General features: G+C 67.7%; 32 protein-coding genes. 15 read left to right on the top strand and 17 right to left on the bottom strand.

The window, feature by feature from the left end; translation table 11 throughout:
• Positions 1-4 precede the first annotated feature (4 nt).
• The gene (locus EUA94_RS21485) at positions 5-1,300 is read right to left on the bottom strand and encodes a S8 family peptidase (protein ID WP_129428962.1); all 1,296 of its coding nucleotides are present in this window, start codon (positions 1,298-1,300) and stop codon (positions 5-7) included.
• A 107-nt stretch (positions 1,301-1,407) separates the two neighbouring features.
• Positions 1,408-2,148, bottom strand: a complete 741-nt coding sequence (locus EUA94_RS21480) for a helix-turn-helix transcriptional regulator (protein WP_129428961.1) — start codon at positions 2,146-2,148, stop codon at positions 1,408-1,410.
• Positions 2,149-2,434: 286 nt separating this feature from the next.
• Between EUA94_RS21480 and EUA94_RS21475 the strand changes: the two genes are divergently transcribed.
• Complete coding sequence (locus tag EUA94_RS21475; protein WP_242495130.1) at positions 2,435-3,271, top strand: alpha/beta fold hydrolase; 837 nt, start codon at positions 2,435-2,437, stop codon at positions 3,269-3,271.
• A 21-nt stretch (positions 3,272-3,292) separates the two neighbouring features.
• On the opposite strand, the gene EUA94_RS21470 is transcribed toward EUA94_RS21475, so the two are convergent.
• From EUA94_RS21470 to acnA, 3 genes are all read right to left on the bottom strand, one after another.
• Positions 3,293-3,976, bottom strand: a complete 684-nt coding sequence (locus EUA94_RS21470) for a DUF3105 domain-containing protein (RefSeq protein ID WP_129428959.1) — start codon at positions 3,974-3,976, stop codon at positions 3,293-3,295.
• Positions 3,977-3,993: 17 nt separating this feature from the next.
• Positions 3,994-4,893: a sigma factor-like helix-turn-helix DNA-binding protein gene (locus tag EUA94_RS22825; protein ID WP_242495126.1), complete on the bottom strand. Its 900-nt coding sequence runs from the start codon at positions 4,891-4,893 to the stop codon at positions 3,994-3,996.
• 172 nt (positions 4,894-5,065) lie between these two features.
• Positions 5,066-7,756 carry an aconitate hydratase AcnA gene (gene acnA, locus EUA94_RS21460; RefSeq protein ID WP_129428958.1) on the bottom strand — a complete coding sequence of 897 codons (2,691 nt, stop codon included), beginning with the start codon at positions 7,754-7,756 and terminating at the stop codon, positions 5,066-5,068.
• Between the two features lie 139 nt (positions 7,757-7,895).
• On the opposite strand from acnA, the gene EUA94_RS21455 reads away from it, so the two are divergent.
• Positions 7,896-8,429 carry an AAA family ATPase gene (locus tag EUA94_RS21455; RefSeq protein ID WP_129428957.1) on the top strand — a complete coding sequence of 178 codons (534 nt, stop codon included), beginning with the start codon at positions 7,896-7,898 and terminating at the stop codon, positions 8,427-8,429.
• Here the strand turns inward: EUA94_RS21455 and EUA94_RS21450 are convergent.
• The 4 genes from EUA94_RS21450 to EUA94_RS21435 form a co-directional block, all read right to left on the bottom strand.
• Complete coding sequence (locus EUA94_RS21450) at positions 8,426-8,788, bottom strand: hypothetical protein (protein ID WP_129428956.1); 363 nt, start codon at positions 8,786-8,788, stop codon at positions 8,426-8,428. The two genes, EUA94_RS21455 and EUA94_RS21450, sit on opposite strands and share 4 nt — an antisense overlap.
• A 47-nt stretch (positions 8,789-8,835) precedes the next feature.
• Complete coding sequence (locus tag EUA94_RS21445; RefSeq protein ID WP_129428955.1) at positions 8,836-9,015, bottom strand: hypothetical protein; 180 nt, start codon at positions 9,013-9,015, stop codon at positions 8,836-8,838.
• A gap of 264 nt (positions 9,016-9,279) precedes the next feature.
• A complete protein-coding gene (locus EUA94_RS21440; protein WP_129428954.1) occupies positions 9,280-9,477 on the bottom strand; it encodes a hypothetical protein in 198 nt (65 codons plus the stop codon).
• A gap of 89 nt (positions 9,478-9,566) precedes the next feature.
• Complete coding sequence (locus EUA94_RS21435) at positions 9,567-9,812, bottom strand: SHOCT domain-containing protein (RefSeq protein ID WP_165357095.1); 246 nt, start codon at positions 9,810-9,812, stop codon at positions 9,567-9,569.
• Positions 9,813-9,988: 176 nt separating this feature from the next.
• Here EUA94_RS21435 and EUA94_RS21430 point away from each other — a divergent pair, with 176 nt between their 5' ends.
• The 5 genes from EUA94_RS21430 (at position 9,989) to EUA94_RS22310 (ending at position 14,458) form a co-directional block, all read left to right on the top strand.
• Positions 9,989-10,768, top strand: coding sequence for a response regulator transcription factor (locus tag EUA94_RS21430; protein WP_129428952.1), 780 nt, complete (start codon positions 9,989-9,991; stop codon positions 10,766-10,768).
• 59 nt (positions 10,769-10,827) lie between these two features.
• A complete protein-coding gene (locus EUA94_RS21425) occupies positions 10,828-11,877 on the top strand; it encodes a sensor histidine kinase (protein WP_242495133.1) in 1,050 nt (349 codons plus the stop codon).
• 185 nt (positions 11,878-12,062) lie between these two features.
• Positions 12,063-12,644 (top strand): DUF305 domain-containing protein, encoded by a 582-nt coding sequence (locus EUA94_RS21420; protein ID WP_129428950.1) that lies wholly within the window; start codon positions 12,063-12,065, stop codon positions 12,642-12,644.
• A gap of 141 nt (positions 12,645-12,785) precedes the next feature.
• Positions 12,786-14,249 (top strand): multicopper oxidase family protein, encoded by a 1,464-nt coding sequence (locus tag EUA94_RS21415; RefSeq protein WP_129428949.1) that lies wholly within the window; start codon positions 12,786-12,788, stop codon positions 14,247-14,249.
• A 44-nt stretch (positions 14,250-14,293) separates the two neighbouring features.
• The gene (locus EUA94_RS22310) at positions 14,294-14,458 is read left to right on the top strand and encodes a hypothetical protein (protein WP_165357094.1); all 165 of its coding nucleotides are present in this window, start codon (positions 14,294-14,296) and stop codon (positions 14,456-14,458) included.
• On the opposite strand, the gene EUA94_RS21410 is transcribed toward EUA94_RS22310, so the two are convergent.
• From EUA94_RS21410 to EUA94_RS21395, 4 genes are all read right to left on the bottom strand, one after another.
• Positions 14,455-14,781, bottom strand: a complete 327-nt coding sequence (locus EUA94_RS21410) for a DUF2933 domain-containing protein (protein ID WP_129428948.1) — start codon at positions 14,779-14,781, stop codon at positions 14,455-14,457. The genes EUA94_RS22310 and EUA94_RS21410 overlap by 4 nt on opposite strands.
• A 266-nt stretch (positions 14,782-15,047) precedes the next feature.
• Positions 15,048-15,416 (bottom strand): carboxymuconolactone decarboxylase family protein, encoded by a 369-nt coding sequence (locus EUA94_RS21405; RefSeq protein WP_129428947.1) that lies wholly within the window; start codon positions 15,414-15,416, stop codon positions 15,048-15,050.
• 61 nt (positions 15,417-15,477) lie between these two features.
• Positions 15,478-15,705 carry a YgaP family membrane protein gene (locus EUA94_RS21400; RefSeq protein ID WP_129428946.1) on the bottom strand — a complete coding sequence of 76 codons (228 nt, stop codon included), beginning with the start codon at positions 15,703-15,705 and terminating at the stop codon, positions 15,478-15,480.
• Between the two features lie 193 nt (positions 15,706-15,898).
• Positions 15,899-18,064 (bottom strand): MMPL family transporter, encoded by a 2,166-nt coding sequence (locus tag EUA94_RS21395; protein ID WP_129428945.1) that lies wholly within the window; start codon positions 18,062-18,064, stop codon positions 15,899-15,901.
• Positions 18,065-18,125: 61 nt separating this feature from the next.
• Here EUA94_RS21395 and EUA94_RS21390 point away from each other — a divergent pair, with 61 nt between their 5' ends.
• Both EUA94_RS21390 and EUA94_RS21385 read left to right on the top strand, forming a co-directional pair.
• Positions 18,126-18,536, top strand: coding sequence for a DUF302 domain-containing protein (locus tag EUA94_RS21390; protein WP_129428944.1), 411 nt, complete (start codon positions 18,126-18,128; stop codon positions 18,534-18,536).
• 1 nt (position 18,537) lies between these two features.
• On the top strand, positions 18,538-18,801 hold the full coding sequence (locus tag EUA94_RS21385) for a metal-sensitive transcriptional regulator (RefSeq protein WP_129428943.1): 264 nt from the start codon (positions 18,538-18,540) through the stop codon (positions 18,799-18,801).
• A 158-nt stretch (positions 18,802-18,959) separates the two neighbouring features.
• Here EUA94_RS21385 and EUA94_RS21380 read toward each other — a convergent pair whose 3' ends face one another.
• From EUA94_RS21380 to EUA94_RS21365, 4 genes are read right to left on the bottom strand one after another with little or no spacing between them, the layout of a single operon-like run.
• Positions 18,960-19,991, bottom strand: a complete 1,032-nt coding sequence (locus EUA94_RS21380) for a cation diffusion facilitator family transporter (RefSeq protein ID WP_129428942.1) — start codon at positions 19,989-19,991, stop codon at positions 18,960-18,962.
• Entirely contained in the window at positions 19,988-20,380 is a 393-nt protein-coding gene (locus EUA94_RS21375) for an ArsR/SmtB family transcription factor (RefSeq protein WP_340640878.1), read from the bottom strand. The genes EUA94_RS21380 and EUA94_RS21375 overlap by 4 nt, the downstream gene beginning before the upstream one ends.
• 41 nt (positions 20,381-20,421) lie before the next feature.
• Positions 20,422-21,144 (bottom strand): VIT1/CCC1 transporter family protein, encoded by a 723-nt coding sequence (locus EUA94_RS21370; protein ID WP_242495123.1) that lies wholly within the window; start codon positions 21,142-21,144, stop codon positions 20,422-20,424.
• Entirely contained in the window at positions 21,141-21,722 is a 582-nt protein-coding gene (locus tag EUA94_RS21365; protein WP_129428941.1) for a DUF2231 domain-containing protein, read from the bottom strand. The genes EUA94_RS21370 and EUA94_RS21365 overlap by 4 nt, the downstream gene beginning before the upstream one ends.
• A 687-nt stretch (positions 21,723-22,409) precedes the next feature.
• On the opposite strand from EUA94_RS21365, the gene sqr reads away from it, so the two are divergent.
• From sqr to arsA, 6 genes are all read left to right on the top strand, one after another.
• Positions 22,410-23,672, top strand: a complete 1,263-nt coding sequence (gene sqr, locus EUA94_RS21355; protein ID WP_340640877.1) for a type III sulfide quinone reductase, selenoprotein subtype — start codon at positions 22,410-22,412, stop codon at positions 23,670-23,672.
• Positions 23,673-23,674: 2 nt separating this feature from the next.
• Complete coding sequence (locus EUA94_RS21350) at positions 23,675-23,989, top strand: TusE/DsrC/DsvC family sulfur relay protein (RefSeq protein ID WP_129428939.1); 315 nt, start codon at positions 23,675-23,677, stop codon at positions 23,987-23,989.
• A 38-nt stretch (positions 23,990-24,027) separates the two neighbouring features.
• Positions 24,028-24,540: a DsrE/DsrF/DrsH-like family protein gene (locus tag EUA94_RS21345; protein ID WP_129428938.1), complete on the top strand. Its 513-nt coding sequence runs from the start codon at positions 24,028-24,030 to the stop codon at positions 24,538-24,540.
• Between the two features lie 171 nt (positions 24,541-24,711).
• Positions 24,712-25,110: an arsenite efflux transporter metallochaperone ArsD gene (arsD, locus tag EUA94_RS21340; protein ID WP_129428937.1), complete on the top strand. Its 399-nt coding sequence runs from the start codon at positions 24,712-24,714 to the stop codon at positions 25,108-25,110.
• Positions 25,101-25,343 (top strand): ArsA-related P-loop ATPase, encoded by a 243-nt coding sequence (locus EUA94_RS23220; protein ID WP_277986131.1) that lies wholly within the window; start codon positions 25,101-25,103, stop codon positions 25,341-25,343. Before arsD ends, EUA94_RS23220 begins: the two co-directional genes overlap by 10 nt.
• Entirely contained in the window at positions 25,285-26,805 is a 1,521-nt protein-coding gene (gene arsA, locus EUA94_RS21335; protein WP_340640880.1) for an arsenical pump-driving ATPase, read from the top strand. The genes EUA94_RS23220 and arsA overlap by 59 nt, the downstream gene beginning before the upstream one ends.
• The last annotated feature ends 61 nt before the right edge of the window (positions 26,806-26,866 follow it).

The raw sequence follows: 26,866 nt of genomic DNA, 5'->3' as shown, positions 1-26,866 counted from the left end.
GCTTCTAGTTCAGCGAGTAGGTGAGAAGCTTCATCGCGTCGGTCATGTTGATCAGGCCGTATCCCGCCTGGCGGTGACGGGTCCGGGTGTCCACCCGGTCCGACGTGTTGCGCAGGATCTCGACGAGGTCGTGCGTCGTCAGGACGCGGCCCTGGTTGCGTGCATGCGCCACCAGGAGTGCCACGCATCCGGCCACGAACGGCGAGGCCTGCGACGTGCCGCTGGCGACGGCGTACCCGTGACGCGCGTGCGAGCTCAGGATGTTCACCCCCGGCGCCATCACCGTGATCTCGGCACCGAAGGACGAGAACCGGGCCGGCTGGCCTCCCTGGTCAGAGGCACCCACGGCGACCACACCCGGCAGTGCACCCGGGTAGTAGCGGGCCGGGCTGCCGTCGTTGCCGCTGGCAGCAACCACCACCACGTTCTTGGCGAGTGCGTACTTGATGACGTCCTGGTGCGGCAGCCCACCGCCGGTGTGCTTGATGCCCAGGCTCATGTTGATGATGTCGGCGCCGTGGTCGACCGCCCACTTGATCGCCGGGTTGATGTTGTCCACGATCCCCGCACCGACCAGGCGGTCGCCCGACTTCATCGTGGCCAGCACCCTGACGGCGAGGATCCGGCACTCCGGCGCGATGCCCTCGTCCATCTGGAGGCCGCGGCCGGCGATGATGCCGGCCACGTGCGTGCCGTGGCCGACCTCGTCATCGGGCACGCCGTCGTAGTCCTTGACGTCTCCGACGAATGCACTGGTGTCGAGTCCACGGAGGTCGACGAAGTCCGCCTGCTGAGCGATCCGACCCTGCAGCTCCGGGTGGCCGAGGTCGACGCCGGTGTCGAGCACCGCGACGGTGACGTCGGGCCGGCCACGGGTCGCGGCCTGGGCGTAGCCGAGGCCGATCGCCTCGCCGCGCGATCGCCCGATCGAGGTCTGGTGGGCGAGCTCCGCGGGCGGCACCGCGGCCTCGACGACGTCCAGCCGGCGTGCGTCCTCGACGGTCGGCACCTGCCGGACGCGGTCGACCAGCCGGTCGTCCGCGACCGCGTCGTCCAGGAGCAGGACGCGATAGGTGCGGTCGAGCCCCTGTGCCTTCTCTGCCGGGCTCCACTCCGCGGTGGCCGGCTGGAACTCCCGCGTCACCCAGTAGCGGAGGCCGGCCAGGCGGAGCACCGGGTCCACCCGTCCGTCGAGCTCGGTGATGATCACCGACTTGTCCTCGATGAACGTCATCCAGTCAGGGATCCGCAGCCCGGCAGCCAACGGCTCCCAGAGCTTCGCGATCAGGTGCTGCTTCACGTGTTGGCCTCCCCCCGGTCGGCACAGGGCCACCTCTGGACCGTAGGAAGCAACCTGGACCGCCGGAATACGCACTGTTGACACCTTGCGGGTGACCGACGCGTGCGCTAGCGGATGCCCGCGGGCAGGATGCCGAAGTCCTGCGCCTTCTTCACCGCCACCAACCGATCATGTGCGTCGAGCTTGCGGTAGACGTTGCCGAGGTGCTTGTTCACCGTGCGTGGCGACACCCCCAGGCTCAGTCCGATGCTGCGGGCCATCAGCCCCTGGCTCAGGAGGGCCAGCACCTCGAGCTCGCGGCGGGTGAGCCCGGCGCTGTCTGCCTGGCCGGATCGCTCGGCCGGCGCCGTACGGCCATCGTCAAGCAGGTGCAGGTGCCGGTCCACGGCGCCAAGCGGTCCGGCACAGAAACGTAGGAGCTCGAAGTCGTCGTGGCTGAACCTGTCCGGGCGCGCGAACACCGCGAGCCGGGTCTCGGTGGGATGCATCCCGAGCGGCAGCTCGGCGTACTCGACCTGGCCGAGGAGGTCCTTGAGGATGCCGAAGGCCAGGCTCTGGTGCCACATCCGTGCGCCGGCACCGGCGTCGCCCGGATGCACCCGCTCGTCGGTCATCGGCTCGTTGGTGACGAACCGCAGGGCCATGGCGTGCTCGTACTGGTACCAGCACGTCACGGTGCAGCGCTGGGTCGGTGCGTTGAGCCGGACGAAGGCCGACACGGTGGCGCCGATGGCCACGGCGACCCCACGACACATCACCTCGTGGGTCGACCGGTCGTCGTCCAGGGCGCGCACGGACTCCGCGAACACGTCCACGAGGGCCTCGAGCAACCCCGTCGCATGCACCATGCGCACTCCCCGACAAGTACCGAGTTCCTTGCCATCCCGATTCGAGTTTGGGGGACGGCGAGGTCGTTGACCACGACCGGACTAGACCTGGAACGGTCCTTCCCCGCCCAACGCCTGCGCGATGCGCTCGACCTTCGCCGTGAGCTGGCCGCCGTACCCGGGACGGATGTCGGCGCCCGAAGGGGGCGAACCACCCGATCGGGTGAAACGTCTTGTGCACAAGACGCTACGTTGGACGAAGGAACAGGCACCCCACGAGGGGGCGCCGACTACGGAAGGACATGACGTGACAGAGGTCACCGCAAGCTCCGGACTCCTCAGCTCCACCAAGGTCCATGTCGAGGACTCGGGCGGCACCGGTCGCCCCGTCGTGCTGATCCACGGCTGGCCGCTGTCCGGCGAGTCGTGGAGCGAGCAGGTCGGTCCGCTGAGCGCAGCCGGCTACCGCGTCGTCGCCTACGACCGCCGCGGCTTCGGCCGTAGCGACAAGCCGTCCAAGGGCTACGACTACGACACGCTCGCCGACGACCTCGACGGCGTCCTGTCCGAGCTCGACCTCACCGACGTGACCCTGGTGGGCTTCTCGATGGGTGGCGGCGAGGTTGCCCGCTACATCTCGCGCCACGGCCAGGACCGGCTGCACTCGGTCGTCTTCGCAGCCGCGGTCCCGCCGTACCTGCTCACGTCCGACGACAACCCGGACGGTCCCCTCACGGAGGACGCCGCCCAGGAGATGACCGAGGGCCTCGAGGCCGACCGCACGACGTTCTTCGACGGGTTCACGAAGGACTTCTTCTCGGCCAACGGCGAGCTCAAGGTCACCGAGGAGCAGCGCCAGGAGGCGATCGCGATGGCGCACCAGAGCGACCAGACCGCCGCCCTGGGTTGCATGGAGGCCTTCGGCACGACGGACTTCCGCGACGACCTCACCAAGGTCACCGTGCCGACGCTCGTCATCCACGGCGACAGTGACGCGACGGTCCCCTTCGAGGGCTCGGGCAAGCGCACACACGAGGCGATCGCCGGCTCCGAGCTGGTCGTCGTCCAGGACGCGCCGCACGGCTTCAACGTGAGCCACGCCGACGAGTTCAACCGGGCGCTGCTCACCTTCCTGCAGCGCTGACCCGGCTTCGCTGCCGGGGGATCAGGCGTTCACGCCTTCTTCCGGCAGCGCTCCGGTGGGATCGGGCGTGCCGCCCTCGCAGGTGACGCCGAACTCCGGGGCCGTGTGCCCGTCGCCGTACTCCTCGAGGAAGAGGCCGAGCCTCTTGTCGTCGGCGCTGTCGAGCTGGAGCTGCGCACCCCACACGGTGACCACGACGGGTGAGGGCAGGCCCTCCCGCGGAGACATGATCCCGTTGTCGGGAAGCTCGGCCGCCAGAGCCTCGACGTCGTCCGCCGACAGGGCGGGGTCGTGGGTGATCCACACCGTGCCGTGCTCGAGGTCGTGGACCGCGTTCTCGTCGCGCACCGGCTCGTCGTACACGCCGCAGGCCAGCCAGATCGGAGCGTGCTCGCCACCGGCGGGCGGCGTCTGGTCGTAGGTCACGTCGTCCGTGGTGTGCGCCCGGTCGGTGATCTCCCACGTCTCGACGAGGGTGAGGTCGAGCGCGCGCTGCACCTGCTCCTCGCCGCGGAGGGCCTGGTCGACCAAGGGGGCCGCCAGGGCCGCGCCGAGCACGAGGACCGCGCCCACGGTGGCCAGGACGAGCGGCGACCGGCTCGAGCGCTGCTCCTCGACGACCGGCGGCTCGGCGTACGTCTCGTCGTACGTCTCATCCGTCGCCTCGGCCGGCGCGGAGTCGATCGGGGGCTCGGCGTCGCTCACCGCGTCAGGCTACTGAGTCACGACAACGCCGGGCGTACGGCGTCCCACGGCCCGTCGTCGCGGGGCAGCACCGTCCGCATCCGCGCGAGGCCGTCGCGCGCATGCGACTTGACCGTGCCCGGCGAGATCGAGACGTGCTGGGCGATCTCGGCCTCGCTGAGTCCCTCGTAGTAGCGCAGCACCAGCACCGGGCGCCGCCGCGGCGCCAGTCCGGCGAGTGCGGAGCGGACGGCCACCAGCTCGTCGTGGTCCGGGGCATCGGCGAGCGACTCCGGGAGGACGTCGGCCGTCTCCTCCCGCCACCGTCGGCGGCGCCACACCCAGGCCCTGCTCACAGTACGGGCGTCCCAGCGCCTCTCGACCCCTGTCACGAGGTCGACGACCGCGACGCCGGTGACCGAGGGCGTCTCATCGTCCATCGCTGTCTCAGCCGACTCGTCGGAGTACAGGTACGCCAGCCGGGTGCCGTCGTGCGACAGCCTGGCAGCGAGCAGACCTCCCGTGACGCCCGGCAGGTCGAGGAAGCGCGTCTCGCCGGTCTCCGCGGAGGCGCCCCACAAGCTGGCGCGATCAGGGCTGACTCCGGCACGGGTGCCGAAACCGACGACCGACAGAGGTCCCGGCGCCTTCTCGAAGGCGGGCTCCCACTGTCCCGGCCGTCTGATCAGGTCGGGCAGGACTTGGCGGTCGCCCTGAGGCTGCGTGGCCACCGGCGGGTCGAGCAGTCGGACCAGAGGAGGGATCGCGGTGGCACCGAGGCCGGAGACGACCGCTGCGCACACGACGACGGCCAGCCATCGCCGCCCCTGCCGTCGTCGCCCACGTCCCCACAACACGTCGGGGTCGACCGTGGATCGCGGAGCGTGGTCGGCCAGGCGTTCGAGCCGGTCGACGACCTCGCTGGGTGGTGCGGACATGAGCGGGACCCCTCCGTGTGCAGGACAGCGTCACATGTCCATACGCTGCGTCGCCGCGATTCGGAGGGGTCCTCGGCCGATCTTTTCCGCTGTACCTAGGGACGAAATGGTGGGTGGACGGGCGCGTCCGCCTACCAGATCGTCCCTAGGTACCGGGAGGTCCGACGAGAGGTCAGGCCTTGAGCAGGTTGCGGAGGACGTACTGCATGATCCCGCCGTTGCGGTAGTAGTTCGCCTCGCCGGGGGTGTCGATGCGGACGGTCGCCTCGAACTCGCTGGTCTCGCCGAACGACTGGTCGGTGCCCGGAGCCGGCTCCACCTTGACCGTGACGGTCTTGGGCGTGGTGCCGTCGTTGAGCTCGATGATGCCGGAGATCGAGATGATCTCGGCACCGGTCAGGCCCAGGTCGTCGGCGGTCTTGCCGGCCGGGAACTGCAGCGGGATGACGCCCATGCCGATGAGGTTCGAGCGGTGGATCCGCTCGTACGACTCGGCGATGACGGCCTTCACGCCCAGGAGCGCGGTGCCCTTGGCGGCCCAGTCGCGCGACGAGCCGGAGCCGTACTCCTTGCCCGCCAGGACGACCAGCGGCGTGCCGGCGGCCTGGTAGTGCTCGCTCGCCTCGAAGACGCTGGTGACCTCGCCGTCGGCGGTGAAGTCGCGCGTGACGCCGCCCTCGGTGCCGGGGGCGAGCTGGTTGCGCAGCCGGATGTTGGCGAACGTGCCGCGGATCATGACCTCGTGGTTGCCGCGGCGCGAGCCGTAGGAGTTGAAGTCACGCTGCTCGACGCCGTGCTCGGCCAGGTAGTGACCGGCCGGGCTGTCCTTCTTGATCGCGCCGGCCGGGCTGATGTGGTCGGTGGTGACCGAGTCACCCAGCTTGAGCAGGACGCGAGCGCCGACGATGTCGGTGACCGCCTCCGGCTCGTCGGGCATGCCGTCGAAGTAGGGAGGACGTCGGACGTACGTGGACTCGGGGTCCCACGCGAACGTGTTGCCCTCCGGGGTGGGCAGCGACTGCCACCGCTCGTCCCCGGCGAAGACGTCCTTGTAGGAGTCGTTGAACATCTCCGAGCTGATCGCCTGCGCGATCGTGGTCTCGATCTCCTGCGGGCTGGGCCAGATGTCCTTGAGGAAGACGTCGTTGCCGTCCTGGTCCTGGCCGAGCGCGTCGTTGAACAGGTCGAGGTCCATCGACCCGGCCAGCGCGTACGCGACCACCAGCGGCGGCGACGCGAGGTAGTTCATCTTGATGTCGGGGTTGATCCGACCCTCGAAGTTGCGGTTGCCCGACAGCACCGAGACGACCGCGAGGTCCTTCTCGTTGACGGCGGCGCTGACCTCGGGGATCAGCGGGCCTGAGTTGCCGATGCAGGTGGTGCAGCCGTAGCCGACGAGGTTGAAGCCGAGCTTGTCGAGGTACGGCGTGAGGCCGGACTTGTCGTAGTAGTCCGAGACGACCTTGGAGCCGGGCGCCAGCGTGGTCTTGACCCACGGCTTGCGCGACAGGCCCTTCTCGACGGCCTTCTTGGCCAGAAGCGCCGCGCCGATCATCACGCTCGGGTTGGAGGTGTTGGTGCACGACGTGATGGCCGCGATGGTCACCGCGCCGTGGCCGATCTCGAACTCCTGGCCGTCGAGCGACACGGTCGCCTTCGCGGCCTTGTCCTCGGTGTAGTCGGCCAGCGCCTTCTGGAAGCTGTCCTGAGCGTTCGTGACCTCGACGCGGTCCTGCGGACGCTTCGGGCCGGCCAGCGACGGGACGACCGTAGAGACGTCGAGCTCGAGGCGCTCGCTGTAACGCGGCTCGGCGCTCGGGTCATGCCACAGCCCCTGCTCCTTGGCGTACGCCTCGACGAGCGCGAGCTGCTCCTCCGGGCGGCCGGTGAGGCGCAGGTAGTCGACGGTCTGCTCGTCGATCGGGAAGACGGCGATGGTGGAGCCGAATTCCGGGCTCATGTTGCCGATCGTGGCGCGGTTCGCCAGCGGCAGCGCGGACACGCCCTCGCCGTAGAACTCGACGAACTTTCCGACCACGCCGTGCTCGCGGAGCATCTCGGTGATCGTCAGCACGAGGTCGGTGGCGGTCGAGCCGTCGGGCAGCTCGCCGGACAGCTTGAAGCCGACCACGCGCGGGATCAGCATGGATACCGGCTGGCCGAGCATCGCGGCCTCGGCCTCGATGCCGCCGACGCCCCAGCCGACCACGCCGATGCCGTTGACCATGGTGGTGTGGGAGTCGGTGCCGACGCAGGTGTCGGGGTAGGCAACGCCGTCACGCACCATGACCACGCGGGCGAGGTGCTCGATGTTGACCTGGTGGACGATGCCGGTGCCGGGCGGGACGACCTTGAAGTCGTCGAACGCGCCCTGGCCCCAGCGCAGGAACTGGTAGCGCTCGCGGTTGCGCTCGTACTCGATCTCGACGTTGCGCTCGAACGCCTGGGGCGAGCCGAAGACGTCGGCGATGACGGAGTGGTCGATGACCATCTCGGCCGGCGCGAGCGGGTTGATCTTGGTGGCGTCGCCGCCGAGCTCGGCCATCGCCTCGCGCATCGTGGCGAGGTCGACGACACAGGGCACACCGGTGAAGTCCTGCATGATCACGCGCGCCGGCGTGAACTGGATCTCCTGGTCCGGGTCGGCCGCGGCGTCCCAGCCGGCGATCGCCTTGATGTGGTCGGCCGTGATGTCGGCGCCGTCCTCGGTGCGGAGCAGGTTCTCCAGGAGCACCTTCAGCGAGAAGGGCAGGCTCTCGACGTCGAGGCCCTCTCCCTTGATCGCATCGAGGCGATAGATCTCGTAGGACTTGCCGTCCACGTCCAGGGTGCTCTTGGCACCGAAGCTGTCCTGACTGGCCATCAGCCACATCTCCTCGGGAGTTCGCGGGTTCAGGCCCATCTTGCCGTCGCCCCGGTGGGGGCGGGAAGACAGGCGACCCTAAGTTCTGGGATCGTAGTATCTTGACGTCAAGATATCACAGGGCGTCTAGCCTCTCCCGGTGCCCACACTCCTGCATCTCAACGGTCCCTCGGGCGTCGGCAAGTCCACGCTGGCGCGGCTCCACGCCGAACGACACCCCGGCACGCTGGTCTGCGACATCGACGACCTGCGCTCCTGGGTGTCGGGCTGGGCCGACGACTTCGTCGGCACCGGCGAGGCCGTACGCGCCTCTGCACTGGCGCTGATCACCGCCTACCTGTCCTCCGGTCGCGACGTGGTGCTCCCCCAGCTCATCGTCACCCCCGCCCAGGTCGACCGGTTCGAGCAGGCGGCCGCCGACGCGGGAGCGACGTACGCCGGTGTCGTCCTCGACGTGGCGCCCGACGTACTCCTCGATCGGCTGCACCACCGCACGGAGACACCCGTCACCGCGGTGATCTCGCGGATCATCGAGGAGCGCGGGGGCGATGCGCTGGTACTCGAGGGACGCCAGCAGCTTCTCGACCTGGCGGAGGAGCACGGCTGGTCGGTGGTCGACGCGACCGATCGCGACGATGCCCTGCGGGGCATCGCGCAAGCCGCAGGGCGCTAGTCCCGGCCGATCCCCGCGACCTCGTCCAGCCGCTGGAGCAGCTCGTGCGCTGCGAGCTCCACCTTCTTGTGTCGCCACTCGGAGGCCCGGTAGACGCACGCGATCAGGCCGCTGCGGTGCACCCGCCGGAAGTCGCCGTAGCCGAACGCGTGCCGGGCCTTCGTCTCGTCGTTGGCCCCCTCGGTCAACCCGAGGTGCCATGCGCCGTAGTCGGCCCACGGGTGCTTCCCGAGGTAGGCGTTCTGCGCCTCGGCGTCCGGCTGCACGTCACCCCAGTCGCTGTCGAGGACGTACTGCTTCGCGTCGATCAGCCTGCGGGCATGGGCGACGGCGTCGCGGTTGACGGCGTAGGTGGCCATGGCGCCACCCTCCCGCGCGTACGCGAGAGGAGACAACCCCGGTCGCGTCAGCGGTGCGGCTCGAGCAGCGCGACGCATTCCACGTGATGAGTCATCGGGAACAGGTCGAAGCGGCTGAGCGTGGCCGCGATCCCTTGCGGCCGGCTGCGTCCATCGGCCCGAAGTCGCCTTTGACCTGCGGAGATGCTGATTTCGTCGCCTGAAGACGTCGGTACTCCGTTGCGCACGGTTGCGAATCTAACCGAGCCCAATCCGAGCCCTCGTGCCGGCGAGCGCCGATAGGCGCAAACGACAGCAACGTCAGACCTCGCGGCGGGCGCGGGCCCCCGAGGTACTGGTCAGGACGACCGCCGGCGCCGCACCGAGCCGCGCGGGCTAGGCTCGCTCGACTCAGACAGGCAGCGACGGCTTTGTATACGTGCACGGCTGGTGCGCTTCCGACCCGTCGTTGACTGGTGTGTCAGGCCGAAGGTGAGCCGCGGGGATGCTGCTCAGCAGGGCATGCCGTCCCAGCCGCTGGCTCCGTGATGCATTCCGGGATTGTGGTCGCCGTTCAGTCCCGTGGTCTGCGCACACGTGGATACGTGTTGGCCGAAGTTTCCCGGGCCTGGGTCCGCCTGTGCGGCGCCCGGCAGAGCGATGAGCAGGCCGATTGCGAACGGAAGTGCGACGAGGGTGGTCTTGGTCATGTCTGATGTCCTTCGATATCCGAGAGAGGCCGACTGCCTGCTCTCGTCGAGGTTCGCTCGCGACTTCATGCCGCCAGAACGTCGTCGGCTCAGCGTTTGGTGCCGAGCAGGACGGCCTTGCGGGCTTCGTACTCCTCGTTCTCGAGCTCGCCGCGGGCGAACCGCTCGTTGAGGATGTCCATCGGGTCACGGTGAGCCGTCTGGTTGGTCGGCGCGCTGTTGCGGTCGCCGCGGCTGTTGGTGGTGCCTCGAAAGATCATGATGCCGGCGAAGATCACGGCGCCCCAGAAGAGGCTCATCATCAGGATCATGGCGATCCAGTTCCCGGTGTCCATGCCTCCGTTGTTGTACCAACCCATCATGGTGCTCAGCTCCTTGGTTGTTCGTTGTCTCCACTGTGCTCCCCGGACGACGGCTGACTGGTCGTGGTTCTGTGAAGGTTCACTGAAGATGTGGTCCACTGGCGTGCAGGGCGTGATCGAGGCCGCTCTCGGCTGGCACCATGAAGGCCATGTCGGACCTCAGCCATCCCGAGCCGCAGGCCCAGGCGGCTGAGGCGACGGCGCCGCCACAGCGGCCGTCATCAGGCATGCGGGCCTTGGTGGTGGAGGACGAGACTTCGTTGGCGAACCTGATCGGTAGCTACTTCGAGCGCGACGGCTTCGAGGCCTCCATCAGCCACGACGGCCTACAGGCGGTGGCGCTTGCCCGCGAGGTCGATCCCGACGTCGTCGTCCTCGACCTGGGGTTGCCGGGCCTGGATGGAGTCGAGGTCTGTCGTCAGATTCGGACCTTCTCGGATGCGTATGTGGTGATGCTGACCGCGCGCAGCGACGAGATCGACACCCTGATCGGACTTTCTGTCGGCGCCGACGACTACCTGACCAAGCCGTTCAGTCCCCGCGTACTGATGGCGCGGGTGCAGGCGATGCTGCGCCGTCCGAGACAGTCACGAGAGCTCGGCGGCCCGGGTGACCCCCTGGCCGAGGTGCGGACGTTTGGCGCCTTGAGCATCGATACGGACGGGCGGGACGTCTGGCTCGACGGCGTACCCGTGGCTCTCACCCGGACCGAGTTCGACCTGCTGGCTGCATTGTCGGCTCGGCCCCGGATGGCCTTTAGCCGGCGCCAGCTCATCGACGATGTCTGGGGCCCGTCCTGGGTCGGGGACGAGCACTTGGTCGACGTCCATGTCGGCCACCTGCGCCGCAAGCTGGGCGACGACGCGGCGGACAGCTTGTACGTCCGCACGGTGCGCGGCGTCGGCTATCGGATGGGAACTGGCCAGTGAGCGTCCAAGGCCGAGTGCGGTGGGGTTTCGCTTCGCGGCTCCTCTCGGCGCAAGCCTTGGTGCTTGTCGCCGGTGCGGTGACGACGTGGGTCGTCGCGTCGTTCGTGGGGCCGAGCATCTTCCGTGATCACTTGCACCGGGCGGGCGTCTCGCACACGTCAGCCGAGGGCCAGCACGTCGAGGAGGCCTTCAGGTCCGCGCTTCTGATCTCGATCTCGGTCGCGCTCCTGGCCGCAACCATCACCGCTTTGGCAGTGACCTGGTACTTCACCGGCCGCGTAAAGCGCTCGATCGGTCAGGTGGCCTCGGCGGCCTCCGAGGTCGCTGCCGGACGCTATGACGATCGGGTTGCCGACCCGGGTCTCGGAGTCGAGTTCGCCACGCTCGCCGAGAGCTACAACTCGCTGGCCCAGCGGCTCGGGAACGTCGAGGCGATCCGGCGGCGGATGCTTGCCGACCTCGCCCACGAGATGCGGACCCCTCTGGCGACGGTTGAGGCACATCTGGAGGCCGTCGAGGACGGGGTGCGCAGCCTCGATGAGGACACCCTCACCGTGATCCGCCTCAGCACCAGCAGACTCGGCCGGCTCGCGGAAGACATCGCAGCGGTCTCCCAGGCAGAAGAGGGCGCCCTCGACATCCATCGGCAAGCCGTCGAGGCAAGCGCCTTGGTCTCGGCAGCATCAGAGGGTGCCCGAGATCGCTTCACGGCGAAGAGCGTCCACCTCGACACGCACCTGAGCGCCAACGACCCGGTGTCGGCGGATCCCGACCGCATCGGTCAGGTCCTGAGCAACCTGCTCGACAACGCCCTGCGTCACACCCCGTCCGGGGGCAGCGTCACGCTGAGCTGCCGCCGCCACGACCGATGGGTCGAGTTCGTCATCGCCGACTCTGGAGAAGGCATCGCACCCGAGCACTTGGCCCATGTCTTCGACCGGTTCTACCGGGTCGACACAGCCCGGGATCGCAACCGCGGCGGCTCGGGAATCGGGCTGAGCATCAGCAAGGCACTTGTGGAAGCACATGGCGGCACCCTCACTGCGCTCAGTCCTGGACCCGGACGCGGCGCGACGTTCACCGTGCGGCTGTCCCCGGCCGACCGGTAGCCATCCGGCTACCCGGGCCTGCCGGGTGCCGGTCTTCAGCGAATCTTCACAAGATCTCCGCCGGACACCCAGACCAGGCGCGTCAGGCTCGTCCGAATGATGCGCTCAGTCTGACGCGCGCTGGCCAGAAAGCGGCGAGACCCTCTCGTCCCACGCCGATTCGACCACTCAGCAGGAGAAACCCCATGAAGAAGGCGCTCAGCCTGACCACGCTCATCGTCGCACTCACGCTCGCCCTAGCTGGCTGCGGCAGCAACGGCGCCGATAGCTCCAGCGGCGGCTCAGTCAGTCACAACCAGCAAGACGTCACCTTCGCCACTGACATGATTCCTCATCACCTGCAGGCCGTGCAGATGGCCGAGATGGCTCAGACCCAAGCGTCCTTGCCCGCCGTGAGGACCCTGGCCGAGGAGATCAAGGCCGCCCAAGGCCCCGAGATCGAGACCATGAGCGGATGGCTGAAGGGCTGGGGCGAGGACGTCCCGGACGAGTCAATGGGTGGCATGGACGGCATGGACTCGGGAAGCAGCGACAGCATGCCGGGGATGATGTCGGACCAGGCCATGAGCGACCTTGGCGCCGCGACCGGCGACACCTTCGACCAGATGTGGCTCGAGTCGATGATCGCCCACCACGAAGGCGCCGTGCAGATGTCCGACACCGAAATCGCCGACGGCAAGGACCCCGATGCCGTCGCTCTCGCGAAGTCGATCAAGGCTGCACAGACGACCGAGATCGCCACGATGAAGAAGCTGCTCGCGCCCTGATCCACAAGCGACACACGCTGCGCCCTGTGACCTTCGTCGGATCTTCAGCAAACGGGGATCGGAAGTCGAGGCGAACGGCTCACGCTGGTGACTGAGCTCCGGTGTCCATCCCAGACCCGGACGTCGACTCGGAGGAAACCCATGCAGGAGATCTCGCGCCGTGGCCTGCTCCTCGGCGGGCTGGCGGTCGTCGGCACCGGCGCCCTAGCCGCATGCTCAAACGCGCCCGGGACAACACGGACGAACTTCGCCGCACCCGCACGCCTGCGGCCACTGGCAGGGCAACGAGTGGTGCAGCACCAGCTGACCGCCAAGGCGACATCACTGGACCTGGGCGGCACCACGGTCGACACCTGGGCCTTCGGCGACACCGCACCCGGGCCGCTGATCAGGGCCACGGCCGGCGATCTGCTGCGGATCCGGGTGGACAACCAGCTCCCCACCGACACCTCCGTGCACTGGCACGGCATCGCCCTGCGCAACATCGCCGACGGGGTCCCCGGCCTCACCCAGGACCCGATCGCTGCCGGCTCGTCGTACCTCTATGAGTTCACCGCCCCAGACCCCGGCACCTACTTCTACCACCCCCACGTCGGTGTCCAGCTCGACCGCGGCCTCTACGCACCGCTGGTCATCGACGACCCCCACGAGCCGGGCAACTACGACCTGGAGTGGGTGGTCGTCCTCGACGACTGGATCGACGGCACCGGACGAACCCCCGATGACGTCCTGGCCGATCTCACCGCGGCATCCGGCGACAGCTCGGACTCCATGGGCGGGATGGACATGGGCCACATGTCCATGGGCGGCAACCCGCCCTTCGGCGACGCCGGCGACGTGACCTACCCGCACTACCTGATCAACGGCCGCGTCCCGACCGCACCCGACACCCTGTGCGCAAAGCCCGGACAGCGGGTCCGCCTCCGCATCATCAACTCCGGTTCCGACACGATCTTCACCGTCGCCCTGGGCGGGCACCGCCTCACTGTTACCCACACGGACGGCTTCCCGGTCCAGCCCCACGAGACCGGGGCGCTCTATATCGGGATGGGCGAACGGTACGACGCGACCGTCACCCTCGGCGACGGAGTGTTCCCGCTCGTCGCCGTGCCGTACGGCAAGGAGGGCCAGGCAATGGCGCTGCTCCGTACCAGCTCTGGGGCCGCGCCTGCCGCAACGGTTCACCCCGCCGAGCTCGACGGGCCGATCCTCGAAGGCGCCGAGCTACTCCCCGCTGAGGCCTCGCGGCTTTCGAGCAGGGAACCGGACTCCAACCAGATGGTCCATCTCAGCGGCCAGATGATGCCGTACCGGTGGGCCATCAACGGCGCCCCCTACGGCAAGAACGACCCGCTCCTGGTCAACGGCGGTGACCGGGTCCGCCTCCAGATGATGAACATGACTCAGATGACCCACCCGATGCACATCCACGGTCACACCTTCGCGCTGCCCAGTGGGCTGAGGAAGGACACCGTCCTAGTCAAGCCGATGTCCGCGCTGGCGGTGGACCTGCAGGCCGACAACCCCGGCAACTGGATGACGCACTGCCACAACATCTACCACGCCGAAGCAGGCATGATGATCTCCCTGAACTACCGGTCCTGACCACGTGGCTCGCACTCGATCGCCTCGTTGCAGACTGGACTCTCATGGAGATCGTCATCGTCATCCTGATCGCGCTGCCGCTCGTCGGGCTCGTCATCGGCGCCTTGTCGGGCCGCGTCCGGTTGACGTCATGTTGCGCCACGAGCGATCCCTCCCGGGACTTACGGATGCGGGCGGCGTTCGAGAGCGATCAGCCTTCTGCCGACTAGCAGTCGTCTTCTGAGGTCTGCTCGGATGCGCTGGCGGCACCGACGAAAGGCGACTGCGTCAGGGGCGATCGGTACGGTCGGGTGATCCGTGGGGGTACTCGGCGTGGGGAATCGTCGGAGCGTCCTGCTCCTTGCCGCTGGAAAACGACTTGGGCGTCGTTGCTGCCGTGCATCCCACCCATTCCGCTCATCCCACCCATCATGAACATCATCGCGATGGGGCACGCGATGAACAGCAGGAAGATGGGAAGTAGGCCCGCCCAGATCGCGATGCCCGCTCCAGCGATGATGGCGATTGCGTACAGCACCTTGTTGTCCGACATGACTACCTCCTGACATTGGTCTCGAGGAATGCGGACTCTGTTCGGCGCGCTGTGTCTCGAGGGGCGTTCACCTTCAGGATGGATCGGTGGAGTGAAGGCCCCCGAGGGCTCCCTGTGAAGGTTCTCTGAAGGCGACTGTCCATCGATGCGGTGCAGTCGTTCGAGGGAGACGTCTCGGCGCTCGTTGTGGATATCGCCGAGGTCCGGGCCGCTGGCGGCGGCTGCTCGCGGGCGGCCACGTTCCGGGCGTAGGGCGATCGCGATGCTCAGGCCAGAGCGTCGGCGAACTCGCAGAACGCGTCGTAGGCGCGCGGACCGTGGATGGTTGCTGGGCCGCCCTTCATCAGGAAGGTGACGCCGATGGCCTCGGCGGCCTCCTGCTTGGTGGCGCCGGCCCGGGCTGCTGCCTGGGCGTGGGAGGCGATGCAGCCGTCGCATCCTTCGACGACGCCGATGGCGAGCGCGATCAACTCTTTGGTGCGCTGGTCCAGGGCACCGGGTGCGAAGGCGGCTTTGTGGAGCTCGCGGAAGCCCTTGTAGACATCCGGTACGGCGCGGCGCAGCTCCCGGTGCAGCGGGCTGAGTGCTTCGAGGACGTCATTGCCATGGGCTTGCCCAGTAGTGGTGGTGGTCACGGTGGTGCCTTCCTGGTGGGTGCGGGTGGTCAGTGGTGGTCGGATCGCGTGTGGTGGCGGCTCAGCGTGCTGCCACCTGATGCTGCGAGTTGAAGGCGCATCCGTTGGGCACGCCGAGCCGCCGTAGGACGATTGCTGCCGGGCAGAAGCCAGTGAGGCTCGACTGGATCAGGTTGAGCCCGACGAAGGCGGTCAGCAGGAGCCACCAGGTCGACACCGCGACCGTGAGCAGCACGCTGAGGAGGATGACGGTTCCCGCGAACGCGAGGACGGCCCGGTCGAGGTTCATGACCGGCCACCGAAGAAGCGTCCGAAGCGACTCTGGCTCTCCGTCTTGGGGTGCCCGGGACAGCGGTCGGACGTGGGGACCCCCGCCAGGGCGCGCTCGACGTGGCGACCGCAACCTGCCCAGGTCGGTTTGGCGCAGGTCTTGCAGGTGACTGCATGGCACATGATCTGTGGCTCCTTCTTCGTGGGGGTGGTCAGTTGTGGGAGAACCGGATGTCGGGCAGGACGCGGGTTAGCCAGGCCGGGGCCCACCAGGCGGCCCGTCCCGTCAGCCGCAGCAGCACCGGGAGCAGGACGAGTCGCACCAGGAATGCATCGAGCAGCACGGCGACGCCGAGGACGATGCCCATCTCCTTGGGCGGCAGCGGCCCGGACAGGGCGAACGTGAAGAACACCGCGACCATGACCACACCGGCGGCGAAGATCACTCGGCCCGAGTGGGCCAGCGAGCCGACCATGGCGTCCTTCGGGTCGCCCGAGTGCTCGTAGTGCTCTTTGGCGGAGGCAAGGAGGAACACCGTGTAGTCCATGGCGATCGCGAAGATCATCGCGAAGAAGAACACCGGTGCCCAGGCGTCGAGGAAGCCCTGCGGCTCGAACCCCATGAAACCTGATCCCCAACCCTCCTGGAATACGAGTCGGGCCACTCCGAACGCTGCTGCGGTCGAGAGCAGGCTGGCCAAGGTGCCGAGAAGTGCGATCAGGGGCGCCTGGAGCGCAACCAGCAGCAGGAGGAAGCCCAGCGCCAGGATCACTCCGATCACCAGCGGGGTGGAGGCATCGAGCTGGGCCTTGAGGTCCAGGTTCTCGACTGCCGCTCCTCCGACCACCGCGCTCGAGGGGAGGTCGGCGCGGAGCCGGTTCACCGTGTCACCCAGTGCCGGGTCAGACGGGTCTACCGTGGGCACCGCCTGGATCAGGACGTACGACGATCCGTCCGCGGCGACGATCGCGGGCATTGCGCCGGCGATGCCGGAGTCGCTGCTCAGGACCGCTGCAGCGGTGTCGGCATCGTCCTGGGGGACGACGACCTGGAGGGCGCCGGGAGCGCCCGCACCGAAGGAGGCCTGGACCTGGTCGTAGCCAACGCGGGCGCTGGCGGTCTCGGGCAGGACCTTGATCGAGGGCATGGCGGTCTTGAGACCGACGATCGGGGCGGCCAGCGCGAGCAGAACGACCAGCGACGCGAGGCCCCACAGCAGTGGACGCTTCCAGAGCCGCTCGCCCCAAGCAGCGAACTTCGCCGAGCGGTGCTCACCGGCGTGCACCCACGGCAGGGCGAGCTTGTTGATGCGCTGGTCGAGCTTGGCCAGGACCACCGGAAGGAGGGTCAGGGTCGCTGCGAGGACGAAGACGACGGCGAGCATGATCCCGCCGGCCATCGAGCGGAAGGAGGGGGACGGCACCAGCATCACGGCCGACAGCGAGATCAGCACGGTCGCCCCGGACAGCAACACTGCCTTGCCCGCGGTGTCCATGGTCTCGGCGATCGCCTGCCGTGGGCTCTCGTGGTGGCCCATCCGGGCGGCCCGGAAGCGCGCCACGATGAAGAGGGCGTAGTCGATGCCGAGAGCGAGCGCGAACATCATCGCGAAGTTCATCGCCCAGATGGAGATCGGGACGAGGTGGTTGATCAGGACCAGCGATCCGGCTGACGCGACGAGGCCGGCGAGCGTGAGGATCAGCGGCAGGCCGGCGGCGACCAGCGCACCGAAGGCCAGCACAAGGATCGCCAGCGTCACCGGCCAGGAGACCATCTCCGACTTCATCATCGCCGACAGGTTGGCCTCGTTGAAGTCCGACCACAGCAGCGAGGCGCCCGTCGGATTGACCTGGACCCCACCCGTGGACAGCCCCTGCAACGGCGCCTTGAGGTCATCGGCGACCCGCACCATCTCGTTGGGGTCCGAGGCTGCTCCCGCCAGAAGGACGGCGGTGGTGCCGTCCTGGCTCAGCGTCGCGCCGCGCTGGGGTTGGACCACGTCCGCGATCCGGAGATCCTGCTGAAGCATCGCCGTGGCCTCAGCGAGCACCTGCTTGCCGGCCCCTTCCGTGACCGGGCCGTTCGTGGAGTGCACCACGACCTGGATCGCGGTGGAGGCGTTGCCGCCGAAGTGCTCCTGGGCCAGCTCGCGCGCTGTGACGGAGTCAGAGCCGTTGGCCTGCCAGCCCGCGCCGGAGAGCTCGGACTCGACCCGCGGGGCGAAGATGCCGAGGCCGACGATGAGCAGCAGCCAGACGGCGGTGGTGAGCCGGGCGTGGTCGATCACCCACACGCCCAACAGACCCAGGGGGCCGGGCCGGAAGCCGATGTCGGGGTCGATCTGGCTTTCGTGCGGACGGGCGGCGGTTGTCGTCATGAGACATACCCTAGGGGGTATTCATGGTAGGTCCAAATACCCGGGGGGGTACATTGGTCTCATGACAACATCACCGACAAGCACCTTCACGTTGAGCACCACCGTGGCCCTGTCGTACGACAATGCCGTGGCGGCCACCCGCGCCGCTCTGGCCGACCAGGGCTTCGGCGTACTGACCGAGATCGACATCGCGGCGACCCTGAAGGAGAAGCTCGACGTCGACCTCCCGCCCCAGGTCATCCTTGGTGCGTGCAGGCCACCTTTGGCCTATGCGGCTCTTCAGGTCGACCCGTCGGTCGCGGCGATGCTGCCGTGCAACGTCGTCGTACGATCTGTGGGCGAGGACACCTGTGTCGTCGAGGCGTTCGACCCCGCCGTCATGACGCAGATCGCTCCTGGGTTGGAGCAGATCGCAGCAGAGGCCGGGATCCGTCTGGCCGCGGCCCTGGCCGCTCTCGCCGAGGAGCACTGACGTGGAGCTCGACCCCAGCGAGATGACGCCCGTCGTCAACCGGATCAAGCGCGCCCGCGGTCAGCTCGACGGCGTCGTGCGGATGCTCGAGGAAGGTCGTGATTGCGAGGACGTCGTCACGCAGCTCGCGGCCGTCTCCAAAGCACTCGACAAGGCCGGCTTCGCCATCGTTGCTGCCGGCCTCCAGCAATGCCTCGCCACCGGCGACGGCATCGACAGCGTCGACGTCAAGAAGATGGAGAAGCTCTTCCTCTCCCTCGCCTGAGGATTACGAGTGATCGGCAGGGTGCCTGAAGGTGTTCGAGGCCGACGAGCTGCGACACCGAGCCCTCGTCGTAGGTGATTGGTTCCGGCGCGAGCGCAGCTCCTGCAGCCGACCCAACAGGACATGGAGTGAGGCCTGGTCTACGACCGAGGCATTGGTCAACCATGTCTCGCGGGATAGGCGTGGACCACGGCACTGGACAGCTTGGGGACGGCGTGAGTGAGTTGCTGCTCCGCAACGTGGGCGAGCTGGTGAGCCGCGGCGAGCGAGGTCGAGCTGTCTATGTCGAGGTCGGCGTCGGCGTGGATCTCGTGGCCGATCCAACGCATCCTGACGCGACGAACCGTGACGACGCCGGGGATCGCTTTCAGGCTGGATTCGGCGGCGTCGATCATGGCGGGGTCGACGGCGTCCATCAGTCGGCGGAAGATGTCGCGCGTCGCGGTCACCAGGACGGCCAGGATGGCGACGGTGATGAGCAAGCCGATGATCGGGTCGGCGGCTTGCCACCCGGCGGCGACCCCTGCGGCACCGAGGACGACGGCTAGTGAGGTGAATCCGTCCGTGCGGGCGTGCAGGCCGTCCGCGACGAGGGCGGCCGATCCGATCTGGCGACCGACCCGGATTCGGAAGATCGCGACGGCCTCGTTGCCGAGGAATCCGACGAGTCCGGCCAGCGCAACCCAGGCGAGGTGGTCGACGGGTTGGGGGTGGATCAGTCGAGTGACGGACTCGTAGCCTGCGACGACTGCGGATAGAGCGATCATGGCGACGACGAAGAGTCCGGCCAGGTCTTCGGCTCGCCCGAAGCCGTAGGTGTAGCGACGCGTGGGTGCCCGGCGGCCGATCGCGAAGGCGAGCCAGAGCGGCAGGGCGGTCAGGGCGTCGGAGAAGTTGTGGATGGTGTCAGCCAGAAGCGCCACCGACCCGGAGATGGCCACCACCGCGAGCTCTGCGAGGGCGGTCGCGCCGAGCGCGACGAGGCTGATCTTCACTGTGCGGATGCCCTGTGCGCTGGACTCCAGGGCGTGGTCGAGGGAGTCGGCGGCATCGTGGGAGTGGGGGCGCAACAGGTGGTCGATGCGGCCGCGCAGGCCCCGGTGCTCGCCGTGGTCGTGACCGCCATGGTCGTGGTCGTGGTGGCCCGCGGCGGTGCGCTGGTGGTCGTGACCGGGATCCTGGGAGCTCACTTCGCTCCCCCGCGTGGTGCCGCTCGCAGAGGGGTCGCCTCATCATGGTGGTGCCTCGGCACGCCCGGGCCGGCGTGCTCAGCGTTGAAGACGGCGTCGCGGACCAGCCGCGCGACATGGTCGTTCTCGACCCGGTAGAAGACCTGTGTGCCTTCGCGGCGCGTGTGCACCAGTCGCGCTAACCGGAGCTTGGCCAGATGCTGCGAGACCGAGGGCGAGGGCTTCCCCACCAGCGCCGCGAGCTCGTTCACCGAGAGCTCCTGGTCGAGCATCGACCAGAGCAGCCGCACCCGGGTGGAATCGGCGAGCATCCGGAACACCACGGCCGCCAACTCCGCCTGCTCGGCAGGCAGGCACCCCACTTTCTCACTATCTGCATGCATGCGCATATAGTAGACCACTCTTGGGCGGCCAGGCAGCCCAACCAGCCCTATGTAAGCGCAGTGCCGAACAGCCTGCCGATGGCATAGGTCAGAGCCAGACCGGCCGCGCCACCTGCGACAACGCGGATGACCGCGATCCGGGCGCGGCTCCCCCCGATTCGAGAGCTGAGGACGCCGGTCAGGGCCAGAGCGACGAGTACCACCACAACCGTGACCGGTACACGGATGGCGCCTGGTGCGAGCAGGATCGCGACCAGCGGAAGCAGTGCGCCGAGCGTGAATGCCACCGCGGAGGCAGCGGCGGCGTGCCGGGCGTTGGTGAGCTCGTTCGGATCAATGTGCAGCTCGGCGTCGGCATGGGCTGCCATCACGTCGTGGGCAGTCAGCTCCGTAGCGACCAGCAGGGCCGTGGTGTCGCTCAGGCCCTTGGCCCGGTACATGTCGGTGAGTTCGACGAGCTCGTGCTCTGGGTTCGTCTCCAGCTCGCGGCGCTCGAGTGCCAGCTGGGCGCGCTCGCTGTCGCGTTGGCTGCTCACGGAGATGTACTCGCCGAGCGCCATCGAGACTGCACCGGCTACCAGGCCCGCGAGGCCGGCAGTAAAGATCGCGCCGCGAGCAGTGGTGGCGCCAGCTACACCGACGACGAGTCCGGCCGTCGAGACGATCCCGTCGTTGGCGCCCAGGACGCCGGCTCGTAGCCAATTGAGACGGGGAGCCATGCTGCCCCAGTGGGCCTCCCCCGGGTGGTCGGCGAGGATCGATGCGCTCACTTGCCGCTGCTCGAGGCCGGCGTGTCGCCCCAAGCAGCGCGGGCACCGGAGTCACCCACGCGGTAGACCTGCACGCCACAGGCGACGGCCGCGATCACGGCCAGCACAGCGACCGTGCTCAGCTGACGGCTCGTGGTGCGACTCGTGGTGTGGGTCGGGGTACGGCTCAGTGTGCGAATACCGCTTGCGTGCTCGCCCGTAACGGCCGTGAAGTCACGCATGGTGTCACCGGTGAAGTCGCCACTGGTCGCAGCGACGCGCTCGGCACGCCATTGCAAGAAGACCAGCAGCGCAGAAGTCAGAAGCAGGGCCACGGCGAACCAGAGCAGCTGGTCCCCCAGCTCGGCGTGCTCCCCCGGGTCACCAACCCGCTTCTCCAAGGCCTCCCCGCTGGACGTCGCCACCGGGATCATCGCCGTCGCCGCCAGAGCCGCCCCGACGACAAGGAAGCCGTAGCGCGTACGCCACGCGGGACGCAGAGCTATCGCCACCGTGCCCACGATGGCCAGCGGGAGTAGCACCACGACGCCGTGGACGATGAGCGGGTGCAGCGGGAGGCCATTGAATGTGTCGAACATCGACGTTCCTTAGGTTGACGCTGCGAAAGCCTGCTCCCGGGAATGGGGGCGAACTCGACTAGGTCACGCTGCCGCAGTTGCCAAGAAGCACGGCCAGCGACCCGAAACCGACCTGTCTGATATCAGGTCACGTCAACGGCTTGGGCCCTCCTGACAAGGGGAACAGGGCAAAGAGTCGCTTGCATGTGGGACCTATGGCCCGGGACGAACCCGCCCGGCTCGAGGGTCTTGCGATCAAGACCCCCAACCGCAAGGCAAGCGTGGGGCACTGGGCGACCGCGCGTCTGACGCGGTGAGCTCGTGACGGGGCATCCTAATGATCGGGTAACCCCACTCGTAGAGGCCGACCCCTTCCGGGAACAGCTCGGCGCATAGCCGTGGGCGGCGCAGGTGATCGGGGTTGACCCGCAGGTGCATCGTCATCTCGATGCCCCTAGGGCGTGGTCTAGAGGCAGCAAAGGGCGGCGGGCCCGGCCTCGCAAGCAGGTCGCTGTCCGCCGCTAGAGTCAGGCATGAGGTCGCTCGGCCCTCGCATAAGCGCGCTTGAGCGCTGACCGGACGTTCGAGGAGACCTCGCGGTCCGTCAACGACAACGGTCCTCCCGACCTGGGACGTTCGACTCTGCCTGCTGGCCCCAGCGACTCCTAGCGTGGAGATGGGACAAGACCTGTTCCATGCGGCGAAGGAGTGGCTGTGAAGCGGCAACTGTTGGTTCTTGGTGCGGGTACGGCGGGCACGATGATCGTCAACAAGTTGCGCCGAAAGCTGGACGCCACCGAGTGGGACATCACGGTCGTTGACCGCGACGACGCCCACCCCTACCAGCCGGGCTACCTTTTCCTCCCGTTCGGGACCTATTCCGCTGACCAGATCCACCGCTCACGCCGTTCCCTCCTCCCCACCGGAGTCGACTTCGTCGTTGGTGAGGTCGACCGGGTCGACGGGGCGACCGACACCGTGACACTGACCGATGGCCAGACCCTGCGTTACGACTACCTGGTGATCGCCTCCGGCACCTCCCCGCGGCCGGACCAGACGCACGGGATGCTCGGGGCCGAGTGGCGTCGCAGCATCTTCGACTTCTACACCTTCGAAGGAGCCCAGGCACTGGCCGCAGCCCTCCAGGACTTCGACCACGGCAGGCTCGTCGTGCACATCACCGAGATGCCGATCAAGTGCCCGGTCGCCCCCTTGGAGTTCACCTTCCTGGCAGAAGCGTGGCTGCGCGAGAAGGGCCTGCGTGACCGCGTGGAGCTCGTCTACGTGACACCGCTGCCGGGCGCCTTCACCAAGCCGGTCGCCTCCGAGCACCTCGGGTCGATGCTGGAGGAGCGCAAGATTCTCGTCGAGTCCGACTTCCTGGTCGAACGCATCGATGTCGAGCGCAAGGTCCTCGTCTCCTACGACGAGCGCGAGGTTCCCTTTGACCTGCTCGTCACGGTGCCGCTCAACATGGGTGCCGACTTCGTCGAGCGCTCCGGCCTGGGTGATGAGCTCAACTACGTCCCGGTCGACCAGCACACCTTGCAGTCCAAGGCGTTTACCAACATCTTCGCCGTCGGTGACTCCTCCGACATCCCGACCTCCAAGGCCGGGTCGGTGGCGCACTTCTCCGTGGAGATCTTTGTCGACAACTTCCTGCAGCTCGTCGCCGGTGAGCCGATGACCGGCTCCTTCGACGGCCACGCCAACTGCTTCATCGAGTCCGGCGACGGCAAGGGACTGCTGATCGACTTCAACTACGACACCGAGCCGCTCACCGGCACCTACCCCCTGCCTGTGGCCGGGCCTATGGCCCTGCTCAAGGAGACCCGGCGCAACCACCTCGGCAAGCTGGCGTTCCGCTGGATCTATTGGAACGTGCTGCTCCCTGGCCGACCGCTTCCGCTGCCGGCCCACATGTCGATGATCGGCAAAAAGGCCGCCGCGACCCACCAGAAGGAGATGTAGCAATGTCTGTCATCACGCTCGACGGCCGCCCGATCCAGGTCGACGAGGAAGGCTTCCTCACCGATCCAAGCGAGTGGGACGAGGACCTCGGCAAGGCCCTAGCCACCGCCATCGGCATCACTCTTACCGATGAGCACTGGAATGCCATCCGGTTCCTGCGCACCGACTTCGCCGAACAGGGCGAGACCGCGACCCTGCGCCGCGTCTCCACCCGCGGTGGCATCCCCGTCAAGAAGCTCTTCGCCCTTTTCCCCCAGAAGCCGGCCAAGAAGATGGCGTATGTCTCCGGGTTGCCCAAGCCCCACGGCTGCGTCTGACCGCCGCCCCACCCACCTACTACAAGGGAAGAATCATCATGACCACCGAAATCGCACCCCTCATCGTTCCCAGCTTCGACAGCGAAGAACATGCGGGACGCAAGCTCGCCATCATCTGTTCCAAGGGCAGTCTGGACATGGCCTACCCCGGGCTCATCCTGGCTAACGCGGCACTGGGCGAAGGGGTCGAGACCCACTTGTTCTTCACCTTCTGGGGTTTCGACATGATCAACAAGAAGACGATGGGTGACCTGAAGTTCACGATGCTGGGCAACACGGCGACTCATATGCCTCAGGGCCTCGGAGGGCTCCCCGGCATGACCGCCATGGCGACTTCGAAGCTAAAGAAGTCGATCGCCGACCTCGACGTACCCGAGGTCCCGGAGTTCCTGGAGCAGATCGTGGCCTCGGGCGGACACCTGTGGGCCTGCCGCATGTCCGCGGACATGAACCACCTGACGGAGGACGATCTCTACGAGGAAGTCGAGGCAATCATCAGCGCCAGTGACTTCATCGAGAAGACCGCAGGAGCTCAAATGCTCTTCATCTGATGAACCCGGCCAGATCGTCCACGTGGGGGACACGTCTCAGGCCCAACTTCGAGGCCACTGGACGGTGTCATTGCGGACGTCGCAGGCATCATCAGCAGCACCTTCCCGCGAGCGATCAAGCCCCCGCATGCGCGACACCGCAGCGCTACCAACGAACCTGAGGAGACCCACGTGCCCAGCGTCCATGTCTACGAACCGGCTCTGTGCTGCAACACCGGCGTTTGCGGTGAGGACGTCGACCAATGTCTCGTCGAGTTCACGGCCGACCTCAACCACCTGATCGAGCAAGGAGCCGACATCGCCCGGCACAATCTGGCTAACGACCCGCTCGCCTTTGCCTCGCAGGACTCGGTTAGCTCGTTCCTGGAGGTCGCCGGCTCTGTAGGTCTGCCGCTGACGACCGTGAACGGGGTCACCGTCCTGACCGGCGCCTACCCCACGCGTGGCCAGTTGCTCCGATACACCGGTCTCACTCCGATTCTCACGCAGGCGCCGGTCGCGGTGCCGGCGGGAGCGACCGAGCTCACGGTCGCGGAAGCGACCGGCTGTGGCCCGACGGGATGCTGCTGATCGTGCGATTCCTTGAGAATGCTCCCCCGTTCCTGTTCTTCACAGGCAAGGGCGGCGTGGGCAAGACGTCGGTGGCCTGCGCCACCGCGGTCACGCTGGCCGGGCAAGGCAAGCGAGTCCTGCTGATCAGCACAGACCCGGCCTCCAACGTCGGCCAAGTCCTCGGACGTCGTCATCGGGAACACCATCACCGCGATCGAGTCCGTCCCCGGGCTCTCGGCGCTCGAGATTGACCCGGAGCAGGCGGCTGAGGCCTATCGGGAACGGATCATCGGCCCCGTCCGCGGGCTGCTTCCCGACAAGGAGCTCGCGTCGATCACCGAGCAGCTCTCGGGGTCCTGCACGATCGAGATCGCCTCGTTCAACGAGTTCACCTCCTTCCTGGCCGACCCAGCACTGTACGGCGGATACGACCACGTTCTGTTCGACACCGCCCCCACCGGTCACACCGTCCGACTGCTCCAGCTCCCTGGCTCGTGGACCGATTTCCTCCAAGCCGGAAAGGGTGACGCGTCCTGCCTGGGTCCGCTCGCGGGCTTGGACAAGCGGCGCTCGACCTACGCCGCAGCCGTCGACGCCCTGAAGAACCCGGCCCGCACCCGACTGGTCCTGGTCGCACGCGCACAGACCTCCTCGCTGAAGGAGATCGCACGGACCAACGACGAGCTTTGTCAGATCGGCATCCATGCCACCCATGTGGTCATCAACGGCGTCCTGCCACCTGAGGCCGGGATCGAGGACCTCGCCGCGGCCGTGCGTGCCCGGGAGACCGCTGCCTTGGCAGCGATGCCCGTCGGCGTCGCAGCCCTGACCCGCGACGTTATCGGGCTACGACCCACGAACATGGTCGGCCTGCCAGCGCTTCGGTCCTTGTTGAGCGAGGAGACACCTGAATTCGTCGGCGACTCTGAGGCCTCCGAGGTGACCCTTCCGGGCCCACTGGCGGCACTCGTCGATGAGATCGAGATCGACGCGCACGGCCTGGTGCTCTGCATGGGCAAGGGCGGGGCCGGGAAGACCACCATTGCCGCCGCGATCGCCGTCGACCTCGCCCACCGCGGGCACCCGGTGCACCTGACCACGACCGATCCTGCAGCCCACCTGGAAGAGACCCTGCACGGCGCCGTGGCGGGCTTGCGGGTCTCGCGCATCGACCCGGCCGAGGCGACCAGGGAGTACCGCCACCGGGTGATGGCCACCAAAGGCAAACACCTCGACGAGGCCGGGCGACGCAACCTTGCTGAGGACCTGCTTTCGCCCTGTACCGAAGAAGTTGCGGTCCTCCAGCAGTTCTCGAAGGCCGTGCACGAGTCACGGAACGAGTTCGTTGTCGTCGACACCGCGCCCACCGGCCACACCTTGCTGCTCCTTGATGCGGCCGGTTCCTACCATCGCGACGTGGTCCGTCAGATGGGCGACGCGATGCCCTACACGACCCCGCTGATGCGACTTCAGGACCCGGGTCAGACCAAGATTCTGCTCATTACCCTCGCCGAGCCGACCCCGGTCGCAGAAGCACGGGTCCTTCAGCAGGATCTGGAACGCGCGGGCATCCACCCGTGGGCGTGGGTCATCAACAACTCGCTTCTTGCGGCACAGCCGGAGTCACCCTTCCTCCGCGTCCGCGCGGACAACGAGGCCTACCAAATCGCCCTCGTCGAATGCTTAACCGATCGCTTGGGACTGTTTCAGTAACGGTGTTTCCGGCGGTTTCCATTAGTAGGTCTCTGCTGCCGGCCAGCGGTCGGCGAAGGTG

The sequence above is a fragment of the Nocardioides zhouii genome (genome assembly GCF_004137345.1).
GTDB lineage: Bacteria > Actinomycetota > Actinomycetes > Propionibacteriales > Nocardioidaceae > Nocardioides > Nocardioides zhouii.
This window is presented reverse-complemented; position numbering and strand designations above follow the sequence as displayed.

Coding starts and splice junctions, on each gene's coding strand:
- EUA94_RS21415 (WP_129428949.1), top strand. CDS start 12,786: ATGCAGGAGATCTCGCGCCGTGGCCTGCTCCTCGGCGGGCTGGCGGTC.
- EUA94_RS21430 (WP_129428952.1), top strand. CDS start 9,989: ATGTCGGACCTCAGCCATCCCGAGCCGCAGGCCCAGGCGGCTGAGGCG.
- EUA94_RS21410 (WP_129428948.1), bottom strand. CDS start 14,781: ATGTCGGACAACAAGGTGCTGTACGCAATCGCCATCATCGCTGGAGCG.
- EUA94_RS22310 (WP_165357094.1), top strand. CDS start 14,294: ATGGAGATCGTCATCGTCATCCTGATCGCGCTGCCGCTCGTCGGGCTC.
- EUA94_RS21395 (WP_129428945.1), bottom strand. CDS start 18,064: ATGACGACAACCGCCGCCCGTCCGCACGAAAGCCAGATCGACCCCGAC.
- EUA94_RS21420 (WP_129428950.1), top strand. CDS start 12,063: ATGAAGAAGGCGCTCAGCCTGACCACGCTCATCGTCGCACTCACGCTC.
- EUA94_RS21440 (WP_129428954.1), bottom strand. CDS start 9,477: ATGACCAAGACCACCCTCGTCGCACTTCCGTTCGCAATCGGCCTGCTC.
- acnA (WP_129428958.1), bottom strand. CDS start 7,756: ATGGCCAGTCAGGACAGCTTCGGTGCCAAGAGCACCCTGGACGTGGAC.
- EUA94_RS22825 (WP_242495126.1), bottom strand. CDS start 4,893: ATGTCCGCACCACCCAGCGAGGTCGTCGACCGGCTCGAACGCCTGGCC.
- EUA94_RS21365 (WP_129428941.1), bottom strand. CDS start 21,722: ATGTTCGACACATTCAATGGCCTCCCGCTGCACCCGCTCATCGTCCAC.
- EUA94_RS21390 (WP_129428944.1), top strand. CDS start 18,126: ATGACAACATCACCGACAAGCACCTTCACGTTGAGCACCACCGTGGCC.
- EUA94_RS21450 (WP_129428956.1), bottom strand. CDS start 8,788: ATGGCCACCTACGCCGTCAACCGCGACGCCGTCGCCCATGCCCGCAGG.
- EUA94_RS21375 (WP_340640878.1), bottom strand. CDS start 20,380: ATGCGCATGCATGCAGATAGTGAGAAAGTGGGGTGCCTGCCTGCCGAG.
- EUA94_RS23220 (WP_277986131.1), top strand. CDS start 25,101: ATGCTGCTGATCGTGCGATTCCTTGAGAATGCTCCCCCGTTCCTGTTC.
- EUA94_RS21435 (WP_165357095.1), bottom strand. CDS start 9,812: ATGGACACCGGGAACTGGATCGCCATGATCCTGATGATGAGCCTCTTC.
- EUA94_RS21345 (WP_129428938.1), top strand. CDS start 24,028: ATGACCACCGAAATCGCACCCCTCATCGTTCCCAGCTTCGACAGCGAA.
- EUA94_RS21480 (WP_129428961.1), bottom strand. CDS start 2,148: ATGGTGCATGCGACGGGGTTGCTCGAGGCCCTCGTGGACGTGTTCGCG.
- EUA94_RS21400 (WP_129428946.1), bottom strand. CDS start 15,705: ATGAACCTCGACCGGGCCGTCCTCGCGTTCGCGGGAACCGTCATCCTC.
- EUA94_RS21350 (WP_129428939.1), top strand. CDS start 23,675: ATGTCTGTCATCACGCTCGACGGCCGCCCGATCCAGGTCGACGAGGAA.